A 20,800-nucleotide genomic window follows, 5' to 3' on the forward strand; every position below is an offset into this window, starting at 1 on the left:
CCCTATGCACTCCACTTGGATGCTGTCAGATCGTAGAGGCACCAGTCGGATCCAACTCCTCTCCAAATCTTGCGGTGGAAGCCACGTCACGCCCCCGATGGCGCGGCGAGATCCAAGACAGAGCCTGGCCGGGCAAGCCACTTCCGATCTCGATCGGGCATGGACGTTGCTGGCCCGCTGCTGGTTTCACAAAGGACGACTTTGCTTACATCGCTCGCTCTTTGGATAGGATGGGGCTTGGATATCCAACGGGCGAGTGGCGACGTCCTGGATTGTGGAACCGCTCGATGTCGTCGAGGACATCGGCCCTTCCCTGGCTCCGTGTTCGGTATGTCCATCTCTGTACCCGCCCGGTCTTGAGCGATGAGAAGAAATTCTCCATCGCCGCGTTCCGGGCGTTCGAACGGATTCCGGATCGTTCGATCCGCTGGCGCGGGTCCGCTTGAACTCCCGGACGCTGCCGTATCGGCTCATCCATCGCCCGGAAGACGCACGCGGAGCGTGCGGCCGAGGGGAACCGGCCTACGACACGACGTGAGGACAGGTCGCTCACGACCGCGACATGGAGGCAGCATTCTGCGGTCCGGACAGAGATGAAGTCGGCGACCCACTTGTGGTTCCGCCCGTCGGCGTCGAAACTTCGGTCGGGAACGTTCGGACCGAGAATTGCCCTGCCGTCGGCATCCTTTGGAAGACGCCGGCGTTTTGACCTCGCGCGCAGCCCGTGCAGGCGCACCCATCATCCGACAGGCGACATGGAAAGCAAGTCTGCCGAGAGGGGGCGTTCGATCGCATGCAGGCCGCAATCGGTGTCCTCGGCCAACATGTCGTGCCAGACCCACCGCTTGCCGTAGGTCCGATCCGACCGCGGGAGGCTCGCACGGATCACTGCCGAGACCTCTTTTTCGCGGATCGATTTGTCGCTGTGTGGCCATGCCGGCCAAGCATGAACGTCGCTCCGCGATACAACCCTTCGCGTCACGCATCCCATTCACCGGCCATTCGTCGGAGAAACGCCCCACTGCGGCCTTTCCCGATCCTCCCCAAGTGCTTCGCAACGAACCCGAACATTGCGGCCAGTCCCTCGCTAAGGAGGCGTCGCCAGAGGTTTTTCGGACCAATGGCGCAACCGTTGCCGACCCTTCTTGAGGGAAATACCCCGCTCCGCCTTCAGCCTGGAGGATCCTCGCCGCCGGCTTCTGAGTTCTTCATGCTCCGGTGTCAGTCTCCCATGCCGAGGAGATTCCGCTGCTCCATCAGCTCTGAAGGCCCGGACTGACGAAAAACCACAATCGTGTGACACTCAAGATCCGTTGAAGCTTGGGCCGCCCTGATGCCACGCTTCGTGGTCAGGTCTACCGCCTCCAGCCTGAAATCGCGGTCAATACTCTTCTCGGCATTCGATTTCGCCAGTTCCATGAAACCTTATCTCGATCTCCACGAAATCAGCATCCGGCCACTCGACCATAGGCGCAGAAACCTACCCAGTTTGGAGCGACCTAGCTCGAAGCCGATAATCTCCTCCGTCGCGCATTAGAATGGCGGGCGCGACCCATCAGCCGCGGGGACGCAATCCGGAGATCTCCGACGCGCCGACCCGGACACCGCCATCCAGGACGAGTTGGGTGGCCCCGTCGCTGATGAGTGCCTCCTGAACGACGACGTAGCGCGCGGCCTCCACGTTCTGCATGGTTCCGCCGGCCGAGCGGGGTTCGACATGGAAGGCGTACGCACCGGGCGGAAGCGGCGCGCCGTCGCGGCCAAGCGGGGTCAAGGTCCACTCCGACCGGTCGGGGTCGATCGCCATGCGGGCGATCTCCAGCCCTGCCGGATCGGAGACGACGAGGTCGGCGGCATCTGCCGCGGCGGGTATCGAAGCCTCCAGCGCCAATTGCCCGCCATCGAAGCTGGTGATGCCCGTCGTTCGCGCTTCCATTCCGATCCAGGAAGCGAGGTCCCCGAGGCCTTGCAGTTCGATGCGACCGATCAGATCGGACAGAAGGTCGTTCGTCCGGACGCCCTGTTCCACATTCGAGAATGTCGCCAGCTGCGACGCGTATTCGGTCGAATCCGCCGGATTCAAGGGATCCTGGTTTCGGATCTGCGCCGTCAGCAGCGTGAGGAATGTATCGAGGTCCGACGAAAGCTCTGCCGCGCCGCCTGGTTTGACGCTCGCGGGGGCCGCATCGAGACCTGTGGGCTGAATATCCATGATGTCCTCTCTCAGAGACGTATGTCGAGGCGCGCGCCGGGGGAGATTCCATCGGCCAGTCGATCTTTCTGCGGTGATGGCTCGGCCCCCGCACGCTCATCGGGAAGGATGCCCTCGGGAACAGAACCGCGACGTTCGGCCTGCCCGTCGCCCTTTGCTCCGGCCCATGGGCCTTCTCCGTGGGACTGTCCCGCCCCTCCTTCCAGATCGAACCGCAGCCGCACTTGCCCTTCGGCCCCGGCCGCCCGTTCGAGAGCAGGCGCGTGCAGGCGGGCCATCTCCAGGGTTTCTCCCCTCTCGGCCATGATCCGGATCGCGAGCCGGCCATCCGGGTCAGTGACCAGTTCGATCTTGAGCCGGCCCAACTCCGCCGGCGCCAGGGTGATCTCGGTTCGCATAGTCTCGGAGGGGGCCGATCCGCTGCGGACCATGAGGTCGGCAACGAAGCGAGGCAGGGCCTGTGCAAGACTGGATGCGGGAACGGGGGCGGCAATCTTCTGGGTCGTGACCTGGACGTCGCCTTCCAGCAACGAGCTGAACCCTATGGCGTCGGTCGAGATTGGTGCGGCTGGTTGTTCCGCCCTGGGGGAATTGCCGGTCAGAACACCTGGCTGCAGATCACCGATGCCGCCGCCCCGAACGGGCACACGATATTCTGCGTCTCGAGCGCGTGCCTCGGGATCGATCGGGCCCTCGCTGAGAACGTTCTGCGCCACGGTGACCTGCTCTTTTCTCGCCGAACCGTCAGAAGTGCCCTTTGCTCCGACCTCCGCCGGGTGGTCCAACTGGGATATCATTGTATCGTCCCAATTCGCTGGCCCGGAGACGATATTCTGGCGCGATACCATTCCCGGAATCCGGTCCAGGGCAGTTCTCGCGGCGAGGTCCGCCTGCCATCTGCCCGTGGACACGTCCGGGGTATGACCGCCACCCGGAAGACCCGTCACCAATTGCAGTCGCGCGTCGAGCTCCCCCGCCGCGCTGTCGGAAGCCGCCGACAAGGCCGATCGCTCTGAAGGGGATCCCTGCAAGTCGGCTGCCTTGCTGATGGGGGCCGTTGCGACACCGATCTCTCCGTCTTTGGCCGGTACTTGCGCCGCAGGACGGCGCTCACCGCTGACTGCGTGATCGGCAAATGCCGCGGGTACTGCCGTCAGAATCGCGTCCGACGGCTGTCCGCCGGGCGGGACCTCCGCCGTGGACTGACTGTTCTGGGATTTCTGACGTGCTTTGGTCTCTGAATTCGCGCGCCCTTCGCCGGGAGCAATCGCGAGACTGTCCCCTGTATTCTTCGCTGCTTCGGTCGTCCCGTCCGGCACATTCACCCTATCAACCACCACCTGAGCTTGGTGAGCATGATCCCCCCGCCCCGTGGCGTCGGCCGGGATTTCGGTTCGGCGCATGTCCGGGGCGATCTGACCCGGAAGGTCGATAGCCGGCCCTGCGTCATGGGCCGCCTCGTCCGCCGAGGTGCCGGCCGTGTCCCCTGTATCCCCCAGAAGCTTAGACCTGTCGTGCTCGGCGGCCCCTTCGGAGCCCATGAGCAAGGCGAACTCCCCTCCATCATCCATTGCGGGTCCGGAATTGCCCGGACGGACCGCGGCGGCCTGATGCAGCTCTGTCAGTTGGATCGGAACCATCACGTCTCCTCTTCCGGGGTCGCTCTAGCCGGTCCGAGTTGACGTTTCCTTTACGCCGACCTGCGAGAGAGGCTGCGGAGGTGCACGATGATCGACACGCAATTCGCCAATCCCGTGCCGGCCCCCCAGCCCAAGCCGGATCCGAAGGACCCGCTCTGGCAAAAGGCGGTCGAACTGGAAGCGGTACTCTTCGCCCAGATGCTCGAAGTCGCCGGCGTCGGGGGGCTTCCGGTCGCTGGCGGGGCAACCGGTCAGGCCGGCAGCCAGTTCGACAGCTTCCTGCGCCGCGAGCAGGCCGAGGCTGTGGCCCACAGCGGTGCGACCGGCCTTGCGCAGGCTCTCTACAGGGAACTGGCGGCCCGCGCGGGCGCCTAGCGACAGCGCGGCAATTGTTGCCGGTACGTGTCCGCCCGGGCGGCCACCTCGCCCGACACGCGGATCAGCCATGCCTTCCGCTTCCAGGTCCCGCGGCGATAACCCGACCGTCCGTCGTGATAGGCGAGGTACTGGTTGCGCGCATCGGTCAGCGGGATGCCCAGTTCTTCGCGGGACTTGGACATGTACCAGCCCATGAAATCCGTCGCGTCGCGGATCCGGTCCCGCTTGGCGCGGGGGCGGCCCTGCTCTCGCTTGTATTCCTTCCAAGTCCCGTCCAGCGCCTGGGAATAGCCGAACGCGCTGCTTTGCCGCCCGACGGGGATCACCCCCAGCGCGAACCGGAGCGGCGTGCGCGCATCGGCGACGAATTTCGACTCCTGGTAGATGGTCGCCATCTGGACGTGGACGGGAACACCCCATTTCCGCTCCGTCGCGCGGAATGCACGCCTGTAATCCGGTTTCTGCGCTAGGATCGCGCAGGCATTGTCGAGGTTCGAGGGCGCCCGCCCCACGTCGCCACCGCCCCCGCAGGCGGCGAGGCCCGCAAGAAGGAGCGTCGCCTTGATCAGATTTTTCATGTCACTGCCCGTATTCGGTTCTTGTCGACCGCGTATCCCAGGATCGTAGCCGATCCCGGGGCATCGCGCCACTCTGAACGGTTCGAGAACGCTTAGACCAGCGCCGAGAGGAGAGCCGGCAGCGCCACGATCGACAGAAGCGTCGAGGCGACGACCAGGCCGGCCACGGGCTGCGCATCGGCGCCGTACTTCTCGGCCAGCAGGTACGACGTCACCGCGACCGGCATCGCGAGTTGAAGCGTGAGGACACCCGCGGCCGCACCCTCCAGCCCAAAGGCCAGAGCGGTGCCCGCGCCCAGCGCCGCACCGGCTGCCAGTTTGGCCGCTGCAAGCGCCGTCACCATTCCCATCGCCTTGACCCGCAATCGGGCGACCGCCACGCCCAACGTGATCAGCATCAGCGGGATGGCCATCTGCCCGACGAGCCCAAGCGCGTTCGCGGCGACCGCGGGCAGGCGCCACCCCTGCCAGAGCATCAGCGCGCCCAGCAGCGTCGCGGCCACCATCGGCTCTCGCAAGGCACGCAGGGGCGACCCGCCCCCGGCGACGATCCATAGCCCCAGTGTGAACTGGATGATTGCCGAACAGGCGAAGACCACGACCGCCAGAGCCAACCCCTCGGCCCCGAACGCGAAGAGCGCGAGCGGCAGGCCCACATTGCCCGTATTCCCGAAGGCCAGCGGCGCGACCCAGGTGCGCCGCTCCGCGCCGACAGCGGCGCAGGCGACAGCCCAGAGCGCCAGCGCGATGCCATAGGCCGTCAGGGCCGCAAGGGCCATGCGCGCGACAGCGGCCGGATCCAGCGTCGTCTCCGCGAGAGCGGTGAGGATCAGGGCCGGCACCGCAAGTGTCATCGCCAGACGCGTCACGAAGACGGTGTCGTAGGACAGTCCCAGACGCACCCAGCCCCATCCGATCGCAGCCAGAAGGAAGACCGGCGCGGTGATTCCGAGTACTGTCAGAGCGAGAGTCACAGAGTGTTTCCACCGATTCGCGGGGGCATGCATTGATCTGCCCCTCCCCGCGGAGGTAGGTGACGGTGAGGGGTTAGGGCAAACGATATGCATACAGCGCTTGCAAAATTCGGGTTGGGCGAAGTGGTTCGCCACAGATCTCATCCCTTTCGGGGGGTCATCTTCGACGTCGACCCGGAATTCTCGAATACGGAAGAATGGTACGAGTCGATCCCGGCCGAGGCGCGGCCGAGCCGCGACCAGCCGTACTACCACCTGCTCGCCGAAAACGAGAACAGCTACTACGTGGCCTACGTCTCCGAGCAAAACCTTGTCCGGGACCGCTCCGGAGAGCCGGTCGATCATCCGGATCTGCCTGACCTATTCGGAGCGTTCGACGGCAAGGGCTATCCGCTGCATTTCGACCTGAACTGACGGCTCTACCGCTGAAGTCAGGCCTGTGACCCCCGGACCCGCCGCGGCGAAGGCGCTGCGTTAACTACACTTTCACCCGCTAATGTCAGAAGCGCCCCGACCGGTACGAGGGGCGGATGGACGGCTTCCGAGAAGACGACGTGATCCTGGCCGAGCGGCGTAAGCGGCTCGCTGCGGAGCAGATGCTCGACCATGTTCGCGGCGAATTGCTTGCCGCACATCGGAGCCTGTCCGACCATGTGGAGCGGGTCACCGCCCAGTACATGAAAGAGCGCGAGGCCCGCATCGCCGAGACGGGCCTCGTCGACCGGGTCTCGGCGGAACGGCGTGTCGCCGAAACCCGCGCCGACAGGGCCGGCCGTCGTCTCTGGCATGCGATCGAGGCGATCCGGGACGGCTTCGCGGTCTGGGACCCGGACGGGACCCTCGTGCAGTGCAACCAGCCCTTCCAGATGCTCTTCGACGGCGCGCTGGATCCGCTCCCCGGGACGACCTTCACCGACCTGTTCCGCGCCGCCGCCGAGGACGGAATTTTCGACCCCGGCGAAAGCGAGGTCGATGACTGGGTCGACACGATCCTTGCGCGGCGCAAGGCCGAAACCGACACGCCTGTCCTCCTGCGCCTCTTCGATGGCCGCTCGATCAGTTTGCATGACCGTGTGACGGAAGACGGCGATATCGTCAGCCTCGCCATCGACGTCACCGCCGAGGAGGAGCGTGCCGCCGCGCTCGAAGCCGCCCGCCGCGAGGCGGAGGATGCGAACCGGGCCAAATCGCGGTTCCTGGCACGGATGAGCCATGAATTCCGGACACCGATGAACGGCGTGATCGGCGTGTCAGACCTCCTGCTCGAAGGGGATCTCGACGAGGAGACGCGGCTCTATATCCAGACGATCCGCGATAGCGGCCTGTCGCTTCTGGAGATCGTGAACGACGTGCTCGACGCGGCCCGACTGGAGGCCGGCAAGCTGACATTGCGCCCCGCTCCTTTCGATCTGGAACAGACGTTGACGCAGGTCGTCCGTCTCGCCGCGGTATCGGGGGGCGCGGCCGCGGGGATCGCCCTCGACTACCCGCTCGACGCGCCGACGCGTTTCATGGGCGACGAAGCACGGATCCGCCAGATCGTCACCAACCTGGTGGGCAATGCGGTCAAGTTCGCCGCCGGCGGAGATGTGCTGGTGACGTTCCGTGCGACTCGCCCCGGGGGCGAGGAAACGGCGCGCCTGGAGATCGAAGTCCGGGATACAGGACCCGGCATCCCCGCCGACCGGAGGGAGCAGGTCTTCGGCGAGTTCACCCGGGTTGAAGGGCGCTCTGGCGAGGGAACCGGGCTGGGTCTCTCGATCGCACGGGACCTGGCGCACCTCATGGGCGGCACGATCGCGCTGTTGGACGACCCCGAGGCGGAAGCGCAGGGCGCCTGTTTCGTGTTCTCGGCGACGCTGCCGACGACCCGGAAATGGCCCAGCCGCCCCGACCTGCCGGACGCGGTCCGGATGCCCGTGGCGGAGACCTTGGTGGGACGGGCTCTGCGGACGCGGCTCAGGGCGTCGGATGTCGACGTGCTCGGCGGATGGGACAGCGGAGACGGCAAGGCGCCCATGATCCTGCCCACCGACCTCGATCCCGAATTGCAGGTCCGGGCTACGGCCGGAGCCGGAACCGCGCCCCTGATCATCGTCGGACGTCGGCAGGACGCGGCGGCCGATGCGCTCGAAAGGGCCGATTTCGTCCTGCCCGATCCCTGCGATGGCCCGACGCTCCTGGCGGCATTGAATGGGCGCCACGACCGAGCGCGCGAGGGTACGGACGTCCAATCCGAAAGAAAGCTGCGGATCCTCGTCGCCGACGATGTGGCCACGAACCGCCTGCTGATGAGCAAGATGCTCGCCGACCCGGCCCACGAGGTCGAGGTGCTGGACGATGGCGACGTGGCCGTGGAAGCCTTCGAGGCGGATCCACACGACCTCGTACTGCTCGATATCTCCATGCCCCGGATGGACGGCAGGGAAGCGGCGAAACGCATCCGGGAATTGCCGTCCGGGGCGGCGGTTCCCATCGTCGCACTCACCGCTCATGCCGACCCTGCCGAGGCGGAGCGGATCCTGACATTCGGGCTGGACGAGGTTCTCGTGAAGCCGGTGCGCAGAGCGGATCTGCGGGCACTGCTCGACAGGCTCGCCCATCGTCTGCCGCGCAGCCCGCGGAAGTGAGTTTGGGTCGCGGAATACAACTGACGTTGCTGGAAAGGTCGTAGCGGGGGCCGGAGAGCATCCGGCCGGATGTGTGGACGCCGACTGTGCCGGGTCGGCCGGGAACGCCGGTCGCGAGCTTCCCGCAGAGCAAATGGGCACTGTAGTCCCATGCGTTCGGTTGGCCCCCATGAAGCAGGTTGCCTGCCGACCGATCTCCTAGAGGACGACCTCGTAATGACCGGTCACAAGACCGCGCCGGTTCCGGATCGGTCCGTGGGTCAGCCGGCGGGCGACATCACTCTGTGGGTCGAGCAGACCCAACCGAACCAGAAGCGCAGCGATGACGGCTTCGGCCGCGCGGGTTGCGCCATCGGCGATCTTGACCGCGATGCCCAGTTTCTGAGCCGGGACGATCGCCACGAAGACCGCCTCGGCCCCCGTCTTGACCGCGACGCCCGGTGCGGCGCGCATGAGGTCGGTGCAGGCGCGCCCCTCGCCTGCGACAAGGACGGGATGCGCCATCATCGCATCGCGCAGAGCGACCATCGCCCGGCCGCGCACATCACCGCCCGAAGCTGCGAAAGCGGCCATCGCAAGCGCCAGACCATCCAATCGGCACGCGAAGTTCGGGGCCGAGCATCCGTCGATCGCCCAGCCGGGGCTTTCAGCACCGGTGACCTCTTCGAATGCCTCCCGGACGGCACGCTGAACCGGATGGTCGATCTCGATGTAGTCCGGATCCGCGCCGAGATGTTTCGACAGGGCGAGGAAGCCGGAATGCTTGCCGGAGCAGTTGTTGTGCAACTGGCCGGGGGCCTCCCCCGCGCGGATCAGGTCCGCTGCGGCATCTTCCGAATAGGGCATGTGCGACCCGCATCGCAGATCCGGTTCGCCCAATCCCAGCTCGTCAAGCCAGGCGGACGCCGTTTCCACATGAACCCGCGCGCCCTGATGGGAAGCGCAGGCAAGGGCAAGGCGCCGCGGATCGCTCTCCAACCCGGCTTCGACAAGCGGCAGCGCCTGGATCATCTTGCAGGAAGAGCGGGGATAGATCACCGCGCCGGGCGCTCCCCAGACCTCGACCGGGCCGCCCGGGCCGGCAATCACGACGGCACCGCGATGGACGCTCTCGACGCGATCGCCGCGGATCACCCGCACCAATTCCGGCCAGTCCCGCATCGCCCTCTCCCTACGCGAAATTCCGCCGCACGGGGTTCCGCCCGGCATCGGAATGCGGCTATCATCCGGCCGCGTTGATGGGAACCGCGCCATGATCCGGGACAACCCGGGCGGAGCGGTGAGGTGAGATGAAAAGCACAGAGGCAGTGACGATGATGAAGCAGGCCATTCCGATGCTTCTGGCACTCGCGCTCGCGGCACCCGCCGCCGCGCAGGAAAGCCAGAACCGCGTTTCGACCGAGACGGACTGGTCCGTCTTCGTCGAGGACAATCCCACACAATGCTGGATCGTGTCGGCGCCGAAGTCGATCCGAAACACCCGCGACGGCCAAGAGGTCGCAGCCCGGCGCGGCGACATCCGGCTGTTCATCAGCTACTGGCCAGGTGAGGGCAAGAAGGGCGAGGTCTCGGTTACCGGCGGCTACCCCTATCGCGACGGATCCACGGTCACGATGACGATCGGATCGGACACGTTCGAGCTGTTCTCGGACGGAGAGTTGGCCTGGGCGGCGAGCCCGACAGAGGACGAGCGTATCGTCGCGGCCATGAAGCGTGGCGCGCAGGCCGTCGTGGTCGGCGTCTCGGGCCGGGGCACGCGCACGGAGGACACGTTCAGCCTGCTGGGCTTCACCGCCGCGGTCGAAGACGCGTCGCAGCGCTGCAGCGGCTGACGCCAGAGTTTGAGATTTCCGACGGGCGCCTCTATATGGGGCGCCTGTTTCGTTTCCGGAGAGAGCCATGACCGCGCCCAAAGCGCCCGTCACGCAGGACGTCGTCACGATCCCCCGCAAGTCCGAGGGGCGGCCGAACGTGATCGGTCTCACGCGCGGGCAGCTTCAGGCGGCGCTTGCGGAGATCGGCATCCCGGAAAGACAGCTCAAGATGCGCGCGGGTCAGATCTGGCAATGGATCTATCATTGGGGCGTCCGCGACTTCGATGCGATGACCAATGTCTCCAAGGAGATCCGTGCCAAGCTCGCCGCGCAGTTCGACATCGCCGTGCCCGAAGTGGTCAGCCGCCAGGTCAGCGCCGACGGGACGCGCAAGTATCTGGTCCGCATCGCGGGCGGCCACGAGGTCGAGACGGTCTACATCCCCGAGGCGGATCGCGGGACGCTCTGCATCTCCAGTCAGGTGGGATGCACGCTGACCTGCTCGTTTTGCCATACCGGCACGCAGAAGCTGGTCCGGAACCTGACGGCCGCGGAAATCGTCGGCCAGATCCTGATCGCCCGCGACGATCTGGGCGAATGGCCTGTTCCCGGCCAGCCCAAGGACGAGACGCGACTTCTGTCGAATATCGTCCTGATGGGGATGGGTGAGCCGCTCTACAATTTCGAGAACGTCCGGGATGCGATGAAGATCGCGATGGATGGCGAAGGGATCGCCCTGTCGCGCCGCCGGATCACGCTGTCCACTTCCGGTGTAGTGCCGGAAATCGCGCGCACGGCGACCGAAATCGGCTGCCTGCTTGCCGTCAGCTTCCACGCCACCACCGACGAGACGCGCGATGTGCTGGTGCCGATCAACAAGCGCTGGAACATCGAGACATTGCTGGCCGCTCTGAAAGAGTACCCGAAGGCATCGAACTCGGAGCGGATCACCTTCGAATACGTGATGCTGGACGGCGTGAACGACACGTTCGAGGATGCGCACCGGCTGGTGAAGCTGCTGGAGGGGATCCCGGCGAAGGTGAATCTGATCCCTTTCAACGAATGGCCGGGTGCGCCCTACAAACGCAGCAGCAACAACCGGATCCGTGCCTTTGCCACGATCCTGATGGAGGCGGGCTACGCCACGCCGATCCGGACCCCGCGGGGCGAGGATATCATGGCCGCCTGCGGACAATTGAAATCCGCGACGGAGCGGGCCCGGAAGTCGCGTGCGCAGATCGCGGCCGAAGCAGGGCTCTAGCCGCCCTGCCCGTCCGCCTCGAACCGGGGCCTTGACCTTCCAGAGAGTGGAAGCCTTATCTGTGAGGCCATGGTAGAGGTGCTGAATATCGGGAAGGTCGCCGAACGCTCCGGCGTCCCGGCCAAGACGATCCGTTACTACGAGGACATCGACCTCGTCGTGCCGATACGGGCGGCGAACGGGTATCGCGCCTTCCGCGAAAGCGACGTTCAGAAGCTGATCTTCGTCGGCCGCGCGCGGTCGCTGGGCTTTTCGATCGAGGATTGCCGCGCGCTTCTGGCCTTGTGGGAGGACGACGCGCGGCCTTCGGCCGAGGTCAAGGCGATTGCGTCCGAACACCTTTCGCAGATCGACGCCCGGATCCGGGACCTCCACGCCATGCGCGAAACGTTGGGGGCGCTGGTCGAGGCCTGCGCGGGCGACGAGCGGCCCGATTGCCCGATCCTGAAGGCCATGGCGCCGGATGGGGTGCCCGAAGCCTAGCTGGTCCGGTCCGCAGCGTGCAGTCGGCGCCGATCCGTCCGCGCCTCAGCCCCCATCCGTCACCAACCGCATCAGAGCGTTGGAGGCGGCCAACATCTGCGGAAGATAGGTCCGGGCACGCTCCAGATCGAAGCGTTGGGCCGGGGCATGAAAGCTGAGCGTCGCCATCAGACGTCCCTCTGGGCCGTAGATCGGAACGGCCAGCGCGACCATGTCATCCATGAATTCCCCGTCATCCGTCGCGTAGCCTTCTGCGCGGATGCGGGCGATTTCTTGGGCGAGGGCCTCGCGGTCGGTAATCGTGTTCGATGTCCGCGCCTCGAGGCGGGTCGCGACGAGCAATTGATCCAGGTGCCGCTCATCGAGGGAGGAGAGATAGAGTTTGCCGGATGCCGTGCAGGTGAAGGGGACGCGCGTGCCGATGGGCAGCTGGATGCGCAGGGGCCAGTCCGTTTCGGCCCGGTCGACATAGACCATCGCGTCCCTGTCGGGCAGCGCGATATTGCAGGTCTCTCCGATCTCGTTGGACAGGCGCTGCAGGATGGCCTGCCGGGCCGTGCGGATCCGAAGGCTGGAGAGCACATTGCCGGCAAAGCTGCGCAGGCGCGCGCCGGGCGAATAGCTGCGCCCGTCGATGTCGCGCTGAACGAACCCTTCCTGTTCCAGCGTGGCAAAGAGCCGGTGGATCGTCGGCTTGGGCAGGCCGAGTTCGGCATTCACCTCGGTCGGCGTGACCGGCCCGCCGGCACGCGCAAGTTCCTCCAACACCAGAAGCAGGCGCAGGTTCGTCGGGATCGGATCGTCGCGTCCGCCATCCATCGTTATCTCTCTGGCAGAAGGGCCGTGCTGAGACCGGGAACCAGCGCGATGGTGAACCACGCCAGGATCAGCGCCACGAGATAGGGCAAGATGTAGCGCAACAACCGGAAATAGGGCACGCCGGTCACGCCGGACGCGACGTAAAGGTTCAGGCCGTAGGGCGGCGTGATGAAACCGATGGATGCGCCGACAAGGAAGATCACGGCGAACTGGATCGGATCGACGCCGACGCCGGCGGCAATCGGCGCCAGGATCGGAGCGAGGATGATCGTCACCGGAAGGCTTTCGAGCACCATGCCGGACACGAAGACGATCGCCATCGCCGTGAACAGGACCGCGTGATAGCCGCCCATCGAGGTGACGAATGCGCTGATCGCCTCCTGCGCGCCGAGGACGGACAAAATCTGCTGCATCACGACGGAGACCGCGATCAATGGCGCCAGAATCCCCGTGATCTGCGCCGAGCGCATCGTGATGGAAGGCAGCTCCGTCGGGCCGAACCCCTGAACCAGAAGCATCTCGGCGAAGCCGCGTTCCTCAATTGCGCGGTCCTCGGGCTTCTCGCCGTCGCGGCGGTGCATCAGCTTGTAGAGCGGCAGGCAGAGGAAGCCCACGATGATACAGAAGCCGACGGTGACGCCCGCCGCTTCGGTCGGAGAGAACTTGCCGGTGTAGATCCCCCAAAGAACCAGCCCGATGGCGAAGAAGCCGAGCCATGCGCCGATACCGGTCTTGATGACCCGTGCGGGCGAGAGGCCGATCAGGATACCCCAACCGTTCCGCCAGCAGACGATGAAACAGGCGGTCATCATCGCTCCTGCCATCAGGATGCCGGGCAGGATGCCCGCAACGAACAGATCGCTGATGGGCAGGTTCAGGAGGAAGCCGTAAACGATGAAGATGATCGACGGCGGGATGATGATGCCGAGGGTGCCGCCGGCCGCGGCCGTGGCAGCAGAGAACCGTTCGTCATAGCCGCCCTTCGTCATCTCGGGATGGAGCATCGAGCCGATCGTGGCCGTGGTGGCGGAGTTGCTTCCCGAAATCGCCGCGAACAGCCCGCAGGCCCCGATGGATGCCATCGCCAGCCCGCCACGGATCCAGCCGAGGCACGAATAGGCGAAGTCGGAGAGGCGCCGCGCGATCCCCGACCGGTTGATGAGGTCCCCGGTCAGGATGAAGAGCGGCATCGCCAGTAGCGCGAAGCCGTCGGTGAAGACATCCGACAGGGCCGCACCGATGTTCAGGAGCGGCAATCCCAGGACGAAGGACATGCCGACGACCCACCAGCCGATGACCAGGAAGACGGGCACGCCCAGCATGAAGAGGATGGTGACGCCGATCGAGATCATCGTGACGATGGTTCCATCGGTCATGCGTCACCCCCGATCACGGCCCGCTCGATCATCGGGCCCCCGGACCGGTAGCGCGCGACGTCGTCCATCAGGTTTTCGATCACCCGCCCCGACAACAGGATCCAGGCCAAAGGGACAGAGATCAGGAACCACCATTGCATCACGTTGTCGGTGCCCAGCATGATGCGGAAATTCGAGGCGGCGTTCACCGTTTCCTTGCCGGCGGTCACGATCACGATCCAGGCGAAGCCGAGCCACAAGACCGCATCGAGGACAAGACAGGCGAACTGCCCACCGCGCGGCATCGCCGTCCGAAACTCGGCGAAGGCGAGATGGGTCCGCAACTTGACGTTCCAGCTGCACCCGACCCAGGTCATCACCAGGAATAGGAAAGGTGGCAGCGTCGTCGACCATGACGGCTGGCCTGCCAGATAGGGCGCGAGCAGGTCACCCAGCCAGCTGCCGACGAGAAAGTCGGGAACCGAGCCAAACCGCTGGATCACGCCAGAGAAGATGATCGCTCCGATGGCAAGATAGCTGACCACCATGACTGTCGGCTCCAGGTACCGCTCGGTCAGGGGCACATGGCGGTACATCTGCGCGGTCAGGTATCCGCCGAGCAACGTGATCAGCAGACCAAGCACCCAAGCCGACGGCGCATTCGCCCGCAGCGCGTCCGCCAGCATCCAGGCATCGTTGCCGAACAGGGCCGAGATGATCTCGCCCATTCCGCCGAAAATCTCCATCGACGGTCCCTCCCTCTTGCCTCACGATGCTTCGGGCCGTTGCGGAAGGCCCCCGACGCGGATCGCATCGTATCTGCCGGTCGATACCGGTCGATGCCGGGCGCGCGGCGCGCCCGGCCCGTTCTTTGCCGATTGGGATCGCGCCTCAGCCCTTCCACCACCGCCGAGGCTCGACATTCTCGGGCAGCGTGTCCTCGGGGATCTGGCGCGCGACGTCGTAGATCACCTGATAGGTGTCCTGTCCGCCGGACCAGCCATTCAGCCGCTCGCGCCACTGCTCCCAAGCCTGAGGCTGATATTCGGGCGAGCACATCTCTTCGGCCATCTTGATCTGCTCGGGCGAGAGCTCGGCCACGCGGACGCCATTCTCCTCGAAGATCGTGCCCGGAAGCTGCGGGTTCGAGAAGCCGACCGTCTTGACCAGTGCCGCCTCGTTGGCCGCCTGGACGTGGACCTGCGCCAGATAGGCGGATTCCAGAACCGCCTCCTGCAATTCCTCCGACAGGCCGTCGAAGGCGCGGGCCGACATGGCCGTATGCTCGGTCCCGCAGAAGAAGCGCAGATCCACGGATTGCGTGACCACGGGCGCCATGTTGGCGTAGGCCACCGCACTGGCCCATGTTTCCGCGCCGTCGATCAGGCCCTGCTTTAGGCCATCCAGCGTTTCCTCCCAGGCGATCGGAACGGGGTTCAGGTTCAGAAGCTGCATCGCGATCCGGCCGAGCTGCGTGCCGGTGACGCGGTTCTTGGTTCCGAAAAGCTCCTCGATGGAGGTGATCGTCGGCTTGTCCGCAAAGCTGGACCCGGTCTGGATGCCGCGCAATTCGCAATGGGTGAAAAGGAACTTCAGCCCGTGCCGCTGCTCGAACGGGTCGCGCAGAACGCTCACGGATTCCGGGCTGTAGAAGAAGTGGTACTGATCCGCGCGGGTGCGGAACATGTAGGCGTAGTCCAGCACGTTCAGATATGGCGCGCCACCGGCCGAATTCTGTGTAGAGGCCGCATACATGTCGATGATGCCTGACTGGGCTTTCTCGACGCAATTGGGCTGGGTGCAGATCTGGTTGTCGCCGATGAACTCGACCCGGATCTCTCCGTCGGTCCGCTCTTCGAGGTCCAGGGCGAATTGCAGGACGCCCGCCCGTTCGATCAGGAGGTTACGCTCGTTAAAGCCTGCCGCGCCCAGTTTGAAGGTATGCCGGGGTTCGTTCGCGTAGCGCTTTTCGTAGCTGGATTGCGCCGCTTTCGCGAGCTCGGGCAGCGTGGCGGCTGCACCGAACGCGCCCGCGCCCATCAGGACCGATGACATCCCGTACTGGCCGGACAGCTTGAACAAATCCCGGCGGGAGATCCCGCTGAGGGCTTTCGAGACTTTCATGATGTTCCTCCCTCGCAGTCGTTTTGAGACTTGCAGTCTCGATTTTGACGGCCCTAATGTCGAGTTGGCAAGAAAATTCTTCGCTGCGTCCGCAAAGGTTTCAGCGAAGAGCTCGGCCGTGGCTTCGACCGGGGAGGGGTCGTCTTGGAGGATATCGAGGCCGACTATGTCATCGTTGGCGCCGGAAGCGCGGGCTGCGTTTTGGCCAACCGCCTGTCGGCAGATCCCTCTGTCCAAGTGGTGCTGCTGGAGGCCGGGGGCCGGGACTGGAACCCGTGGATCCACATCCCGGTCGGCTACTTCCGAACGATGCACAATCCCGCCGTGGATTGGTGCTACAGGGCCGAACCCGATCCGGGCCTGAACGGCCGGGCGATAGACTGGCCGCGTGGCCGGGTCCTCGGCGGATCCTCGTCGTTGAACGGTCTGCTCTACGTTCGCGGCCAGCCACAGGATTACGACCGCTGGCGCCAGATGGGCAATCCGGGCTGGGGCTGGGATGACGTCCTGCCGCTCTTCAAGCGGAGCGAATGGCAAGAACGGGGCGCAGACGACTTCCACGGTCAGGACGGGACGCTGGCGGTCACGGATATGCGTCTGAGCCGTCCGATCTGCGACGCCTGGGTCAAGGCCGCACAGGCGGCGGGATATCCGTTCAATCCCGATTACAACGGGGCGACGCAGGAAGGCGTGGGCTATTTCCAGTTGACGGCACGCAACGGGCGCAGATGCTCGGCGGCGGTCGCGTTCCTGAAGCCGGCACGAAACCGCCCCAACCTGCGGATCGTCACGAACGCCCCCGCCGCGCGCCTGACCTTCGAAGGCCGGCGTTGTACCGGTCTGTCGGTTCGAGGGAAAGGAGGGCGGGAATGTCGGGTGCGGGCCCGGGCGGAGGTCATCCTGTCGGCCGGAGCCATCGGTTCGCCGCAGATCCTCGCCTGTTCGGGGATCGGCCGGGCCGACGACCTGCGCGCCGCCGGGATCGATCCGCGCCGCGACCTGCCGGGCGTGGGCTACGGGCTACAGGACCATCTGCAGGCGCGGCTGGTCTTCAAGTGCCACGAGCCGACGCTGAATGACGAAGTGCGAAGTCTTTCGCGCAAGGCAGCGATCGCGTTGCGTTATGCCCTGACGCGGTCGGGGCCGATGACAATGGCCGCCAGCCTCGCCGTCGGCTTCATGCGCACGGGCGACCATGTGGCGACACCCGACATCCAGTTCCATGTCCAGCCCTGGAGCGCCGATAGTCCCGGAGAGGGCGTGCACCCTTTCTCGGCCTTCACGATGTCGGTCTGCCAGCTTCGTCCCGAAAGCCGGGGACGGCTGGAGGTCGTGTCGCCGGACATCCGGATCGCCCCAAAGATCCACCCCGCCTACCTGTCGACCGAGACCGATTGCCGAACGCTCGTCGCGGGGGTCAACATCGCGCGGGATATCGCCAGACACAGCCCCCTTCGCGAGGCCATCAGCGAACCCTTCCGGCCGCCTGCCACGCTTGCGATGGACGATTACGAGGGAACGCTCGAATGGGTCCGCAACAATTCGGTCTCGATCTATCATCCGACCGGAACCTGCCGGATGGGGCCGGCCTCCGACGCCTCCGCCGTGGTCGATCCGCGGCTGCGCGTCCACGGGATCGCCGGGTTGCGGGTCGCCGATTGCTCGATCATGCCGGAAATCGTCTCGGGCAACACGAATGCGCCCGCGATCATGATCGGAGAAAAGTGTTCGGACCTCGTGGCGGAGGATCGGAAGGCCGGACGTTCGGCCCCCGCCTGACCCCACGGAGGCGGCCACATCCAACCGGTCAGTCCAAGCGAACCGAGTCGCCCGTCCGCTCGCCCTCGGTATAGGGGACGACATCGTTGAGCACCCACCACGCTCCGACCGACAGCACGGCCGTCAGCACGATCCCCAACCCGATTGCCTTCATTTCGTGGTCTCCGTGGCGTCCCTGAGAAATGCGATGAGGTCTGCCCTATCTTCCGGCCGGGCAATGACCTGCATCGGCATCTTCGTACCCGGCACATAGTGATCCGGGCCCTGGTCGAACAGCGCATCGATCGTCCGGTCGGTCCAGACGATGTCGCCCCGGCTAAGGCGTTCGGAATAGGGATAGCCTTCGAGGGTGCCCGACCGGCGGCCGAAGAGGCCCGCGAGGCTTGGCCCGGCACGGCGCGACGGCCCCGGGGACAGCGCGTGGCAGATGGAGCATTTCCGCATGAACTGCCGCTCGCCATTCGACATCTCGGCGGGCGGGCGCAGGAACTGCTGCTCTCCAGCGTCGATAGGCTGCACATCACCGTCGAGGGCGAAGCCGTGGATCGCCTGGTCCAACCCGCCGGCCCAGAGCGTCGCGCCGTCCGCCGAGAAGGCGAGCGCCCAGACCGGGCCGCTCTTCATCGCGCGGAAGTCGCGCGCCAGTGACCAGTCTGCGGTGTTAAGCACCATGATCCAGCCATCGCCATCGCCGACCGCAAGCAAACCATGCCGAGGCTCATGCGCCATCGACAGGATCGGCCGCCGGTCCAGCGTGTAATCCCTGAGGCTGTCGCCGGTCAGGGGATCCACGATCCGGGTCACGCCATCCACGGCACCGTAGGCCAGCCATCCGTCGCCCAGCACCATCCTGTTGATGCCGAACCCATGGCGAACGATGGGACGGGACGTGCCGGAAGCGACGTCCCATAGCCGGATCGACCCGTCGGAGGAGGCGGACCAGAGGCGACCGGACGGACCGAGAACGACTGCGTTCACCCCCGCCTCATGTCCGGCAAGCTGGATCGCCTTGCCGCCGTCGAGGGGCCAGAGCGCGATCGTCCCATCCCAACTGGCGCTGATCACGTGATCGCCGCTGGCCGCCAGGTCAGAGATCTTGCCGGCGTGCCGTCCAAGCTCGACCGGCGCGGCGTCGGACCCGGACCAGAGCAGGACGCGAAAGTCATCGCCTGCGGAGACGAGCGCACCGTCCGGCAGCGGCAGGATCGCGGTCACGGCGGCCTGATGCCCCTCCAACCACGCCGGAACCCCCGCGGAGGACCACAACCCGACGGAGTTGTCGAAACTGGCCGAAACCACACGCCCCTGCTCGGTGACCGCGAGATCCATGATCGGCCCGCCATGTCCGTCGAGCCGACCCTGCGCCCCGGCCGCGCCTGCCCAGAGAGCCAGAAGCCCGGCGAGGACGCGCATCACTCCGCCGGCGTGGCGGATCCGGGGGCGCGCCGTTCGGGCGCCTCTCCCTTCTGGCGCAACTCCTCCAGCCAGAGCGCGTGGTGCTGCTTGGCCCAGCGTTCGTCCACCCGTCCGCTGGTCATCGCCTGATGCGCACCCTGCATGCCGATCGACCCGATATAGATATGTGCCAGCGCGATCGCCATCAGCACGAAGGAGACGATGGCGTGCCACGCCTGCGCCAGCTGCATTTCCTCCTGCGGGGACAGGGCTTCCGGCAGAGGAGCCATGCCCATCAGGCCGGGCAGCCCGAGGGCGTTGAGCTTTTCGAAGGTCACCGCGAAGAGGGAGAACTGGAACGGGAAGAGGAGCGACAGGCCGGAGACGGACAGCGAGCCCCCGAGAAGGATCACCGACCAGAAGATCAGCTTCTGACCGAAATTGAACTTCTTGGCGGGCGGATGCTTGGAGCCGACGATCCCGCCTGCCTGCTTGATCCAGACCCAGTCCGTGCGGTTGGGGATGTTGTGCCAGACCCACAGGAAGAATACCGCGACCAAGGCCGCCATGAATGGCCAGGCCACGTTGTTGTGAACCCATTTCGAAACGACCAGAATGCTCGCATTCGCTTCCGCACCGAAAAGCGGGATCAGGACGGTCCGGCCGAACAGGCTGGCGAGTCCGGTCAAGCCCAACGCGATGAAGCTGATGGCGAGGACCCAATGGGCCGTCCGCTCCCAGAAGCGAAAGCGCAGGACGGTCCGGCCGATCGGTCCGCCCTCGATCGGGATGCGTCCGCGCAACAGCAGGAACAGCGCCAGCGCACCGATCGTGCCTGCCAGAAGCCATCCGCCATATGTGCGCAGCGGGCCGTCGCGGAACTGGTACCAACGCATCCCGCCATCCTGCACGAGGACCTTGGCCACATCGCCCCCTGAGGACACGCTGACGTTCGGCGCATCGTCATAGCGAAGCGCGCGCCAGAGATCGGCATCCGAGGCGCCGCCCAGTGTCCCGAGCTGGGCCGCGATCCCGGCGGCGCTGTCGGGATCGCCTGTCGCGGCTCGGCGGGCGCTGTCGTCGACGGGCAGACCCTGTTGACGACGCAGAATGTCCTCGAGCGTCTGAGCGCCCCCAGTCGCGGAGCGGTCGGGGACGACATTCACGGCATCGTCGGGGGGACGGACGTCCTGTGCTGCCGCCGGCACCGCGAAGACACCGGCGAGGACGAGGAGAAAGGCGAGGATCGATCTCATGGCGGTCGTCCTTTCGGATCGGTCGGGCGGCCGTGGTAAGGGAAACCCACCTACGACTGCACCGGGTCCTGCGTTAACATTTGAACGGGGCCGAAATCCCTG

The 20,800-nt window shown here is 65.7% G+C and carries 19 protein-coding genes and 1 pseudogene; 7 read left to right on the forward strand and 13 right to left on the reverse strand.

Features of this window, described 5'->3' with window-relative positions:
• Positions 1–205 precede the first annotated feature (205 nt).
• The 3 genes and pseudogenes from jaqu_RS21115 to jaqu_RS12685 all read right to left on the reverse strand — a co-directional run bounded on the left by jaqu_RS21115 (position 206) and on the right by jaqu_RS12685 (position 3,852).
• A pseudogene (locus jaqu_RS21115) lies at positions 206–1,419 on the reverse strand (IS3 family transposase).
• 136 nt (positions 1,420–1,555) lie between these two features.
• A complete protein-coding gene (locus tag jaqu_RS12680) occupies positions 1,556–2,212 on the reverse strand; it encodes a flagellar hook capping FlgD N-terminal domain-containing protein (RefSeq protein ID WP_043919365.1) in 657 nt (218 codons plus the stop codon).
• Between the two features lie 11 nt (positions 2,213–2,223).
• A complete protein-coding gene (locus jaqu_RS12685; protein WP_043919366.1) occupies positions 2,224–3,852 on the reverse strand; it encodes a flagellar hook-length control protein FliK in 1,629 nt (542 codons plus the stop codon).
• Positions 3,853–3,939: 87 nt separating this feature from the next.
• Between jaqu_RS12685 and jaqu_RS12690 the strand changes: the two genes are divergently transcribed.
• On the forward strand, positions 3,940–4,227 hold the full coding sequence (locus jaqu_RS12690) for a rod-binding protein (RefSeq protein ID WP_043919367.1): 288 nt from the start codon (positions 3,940–3,942) through the stop codon (positions 4,225–4,227).
• Here the strand turns inward: jaqu_RS12690 and jaqu_RS12695 are convergent.
• Both jaqu_RS12695 and jaqu_RS12700 read right to left on the reverse strand, forming a co-directional pair.
• Positions 4,224–4,808 (reverse strand): transglycosylase SLT domain-containing protein, encoded by a 585-nt coding sequence (locus jaqu_RS12695; protein ID WP_043919368.1) that lies wholly within the window; start codon positions 4,806–4,808, stop codon positions 4,224–4,226. The genes jaqu_RS12690 and jaqu_RS12695 overlap by 4 nt on opposite strands.
• Positions 4,809–4,900: 92 nt before the next feature.
• The gene (locus tag jaqu_RS12700) at positions 4,901–5,782 is read right to left on the reverse strand and encodes an AEC family transporter (protein WP_043919369.1); all 882 of its coding nucleotides are present in this window, start codon (positions 5,780–5,782) and stop codon (positions 4,901–4,903) included.
• An 87-nt stretch (positions 5,783–5,869) separates the two neighbouring features.
• On the opposite strand from jaqu_RS12700, the gene hspQ reads away from it, so the two are divergent.
• The gene (gene hspQ / locus jaqu_RS12705; RefSeq protein WP_043919370.1) at positions 5,870–6,196 is read left to right on the forward strand and encodes a heat shock protein HspQ; all 327 of its coding nucleotides are present in this window, start codon (positions 5,870–5,872) and stop codon (positions 6,194–6,196) included.
• 116 nt (positions 6,197–6,312) lie between these two features.
• The gene (locus jaqu_RS12710) at positions 6,313–8,412 is read left to right on the forward strand and encodes an ATP-binding protein (protein ID WP_043919371.1); all 2,100 of its coding nucleotides are present in this window, start codon (positions 6,313–6,315) and stop codon (positions 8,410–8,412) included.
• 198 nt (positions 8,413–8,610) lie between these two features.
• On the opposite strand, the gene jaqu_RS12715 is transcribed toward jaqu_RS12710, so the two are convergent.
• On the reverse strand, positions 8,611–9,573 hold the full coding sequence (locus jaqu_RS12715; RefSeq protein ID WP_043919372.1) for an asparaginase: 963 nt from the start codon (positions 9,571–9,573) through the stop codon (positions 8,611–8,613).
• Between the two features lie 128 nt (positions 9,574–9,701).
• Between jaqu_RS12715 and jaqu_RS12720 the strand changes: the two genes are divergently transcribed.
• The 3 genes from jaqu_RS12720 to cueR all read left to right on the forward strand — a co-directional run bounded on the left by jaqu_RS12720 (position 9,702) and on the right by cueR (position 11,970).
• Entirely contained in the window at positions 9,702–10,244 is a 543-nt protein-coding gene (locus tag jaqu_RS12720; protein WP_043919373.1) for an invasion associated locus B family protein, read from the forward strand.
• Between the two features lie 67 nt (positions 10,245–10,311).
• Complete coding sequence (gene rlmN / locus jaqu_RS12725; RefSeq protein ID WP_043919374.1) at positions 10,312–11,487, forward strand: 23S rRNA (adenine(2503)-C(2))-methyltransferase RlmN; 1,176 nt, start codon at positions 10,312–10,314, stop codon at positions 11,485–11,487.
• A gap of 81 nt (positions 11,488–11,568) precedes the next feature.
• Positions 11,569–11,970, forward strand: a complete 402-nt coding sequence (gene cueR / locus jaqu_RS12730; protein ID WP_043919401.1) for a Cu(I)-responsive transcriptional regulator — start codon at positions 11,569–11,571, stop codon at positions 11,968–11,970.
• A gap of 45 nt (positions 11,971–12,015) precedes the next feature.
• Here the strand turns inward: cueR and jaqu_RS12735 are convergent, their stop codons facing one another.
• The 4 genes from jaqu_RS12735 to jaqu_RS12750 form a co-directional block, all read right to left on the reverse strand.
• Entirely contained in the window at positions 12,016–12,789 is a 774-nt protein-coding gene (locus jaqu_RS12735) for an IclR family transcriptional regulator (protein ID WP_043919375.1), read from the reverse strand.
• 2 nt (positions 12,790–12,791) lie between these two features.
• Positions 12,792–14,165: a TRAP transporter large permease gene (locus tag jaqu_RS12740; RefSeq protein WP_043919376.1), complete on the reverse strand. Its 1,374-nt coding sequence runs from the start codon at positions 14,163–14,165 to the stop codon at positions 12,792–12,794.
• A complete protein-coding gene (locus tag jaqu_RS12745; protein ID WP_043919377.1) occupies positions 14,162–14,890 on the reverse strand; it encodes a TRAP transporter small permease in 729 nt (242 codons plus the stop codon). The genes jaqu_RS12740 and jaqu_RS12745 overlap by 4 nt, the downstream gene beginning before the upstream one ends.
• Before the next feature lie 145 nt (positions 14,891–15,035).
• The gene (locus jaqu_RS12750) at positions 15,036–16,268 is read right to left on the reverse strand and encodes a TRAP transporter substrate-binding protein (protein ID WP_043919378.1); all 1,233 of its coding nucleotides are present in this window, start codon (positions 16,266–16,268) and stop codon (positions 15,036–15,038) included.
• A gap of 144 nt (positions 16,269–16,412) precedes the next feature.
• Here jaqu_RS12750 and jaqu_RS12755 point away from each other — a divergent pair, with 144 nt between their 5' ends.
• Entirely contained in the window at positions 16,413–18,047 is a 1,635-nt protein-coding gene (locus jaqu_RS12755; protein ID WP_043919379.1) for a GMC family oxidoreductase, read from the forward strand.
• Positions 18,048–18,075: 28 nt separating this feature from the next.
• Here the strand turns inward: jaqu_RS12755 and jaqu_RS22255 are convergent, their stop codons facing one another.
• Genes jaqu_RS22255 through jaqu_RS12765 form a run of 3 tightly spaced genes read right to left on the reverse strand, consistent with a single transcriptional unit; the run spans position 18,076 to position 20,698 of the window.
• On the reverse strand, positions 18,076–18,201 hold the full coding sequence (locus tag jaqu_RS22255) for a hypothetical protein (RefSeq protein WP_269078991.1): 126 nt from the start codon (positions 18,199–18,201) through the stop codon (positions 18,076–18,078).
• Positions 18,198–19,460: a c-type cytochrome gene (locus jaqu_RS12760; protein ID WP_043919380.1), complete on the reverse strand. Its 1,263-nt coding sequence runs from the start codon at positions 19,458–19,460 to the stop codon at positions 18,198–18,200. The genes jaqu_RS22255 and jaqu_RS12760 overlap by 4 nt, the downstream gene beginning before the upstream one ends.
• Positions 19,460–20,698 (reverse strand): formate dehydrogenase subunit gamma, encoded by a 1,239-nt coding sequence (locus tag jaqu_RS12765; protein ID WP_043919381.1) that lies wholly within the window; start codon positions 20,696–20,698, stop codon positions 19,460–19,462. The genes jaqu_RS12760 and jaqu_RS12765 overlap by 1 nt, the downstream gene beginning before the upstream one ends.
• Between the last annotated feature and the right edge of the window lie 102 nt (positions 20,699–20,800).

Source organism: Jannaschia aquimarina, assembly GCF_000877395.1.
Lineage (GTDB): Bacteria > Pseudomonadota > Alphaproteobacteria > Rhodobacterales > Rhodobacteraceae > Jannaschia > Jannaschia aquimarina.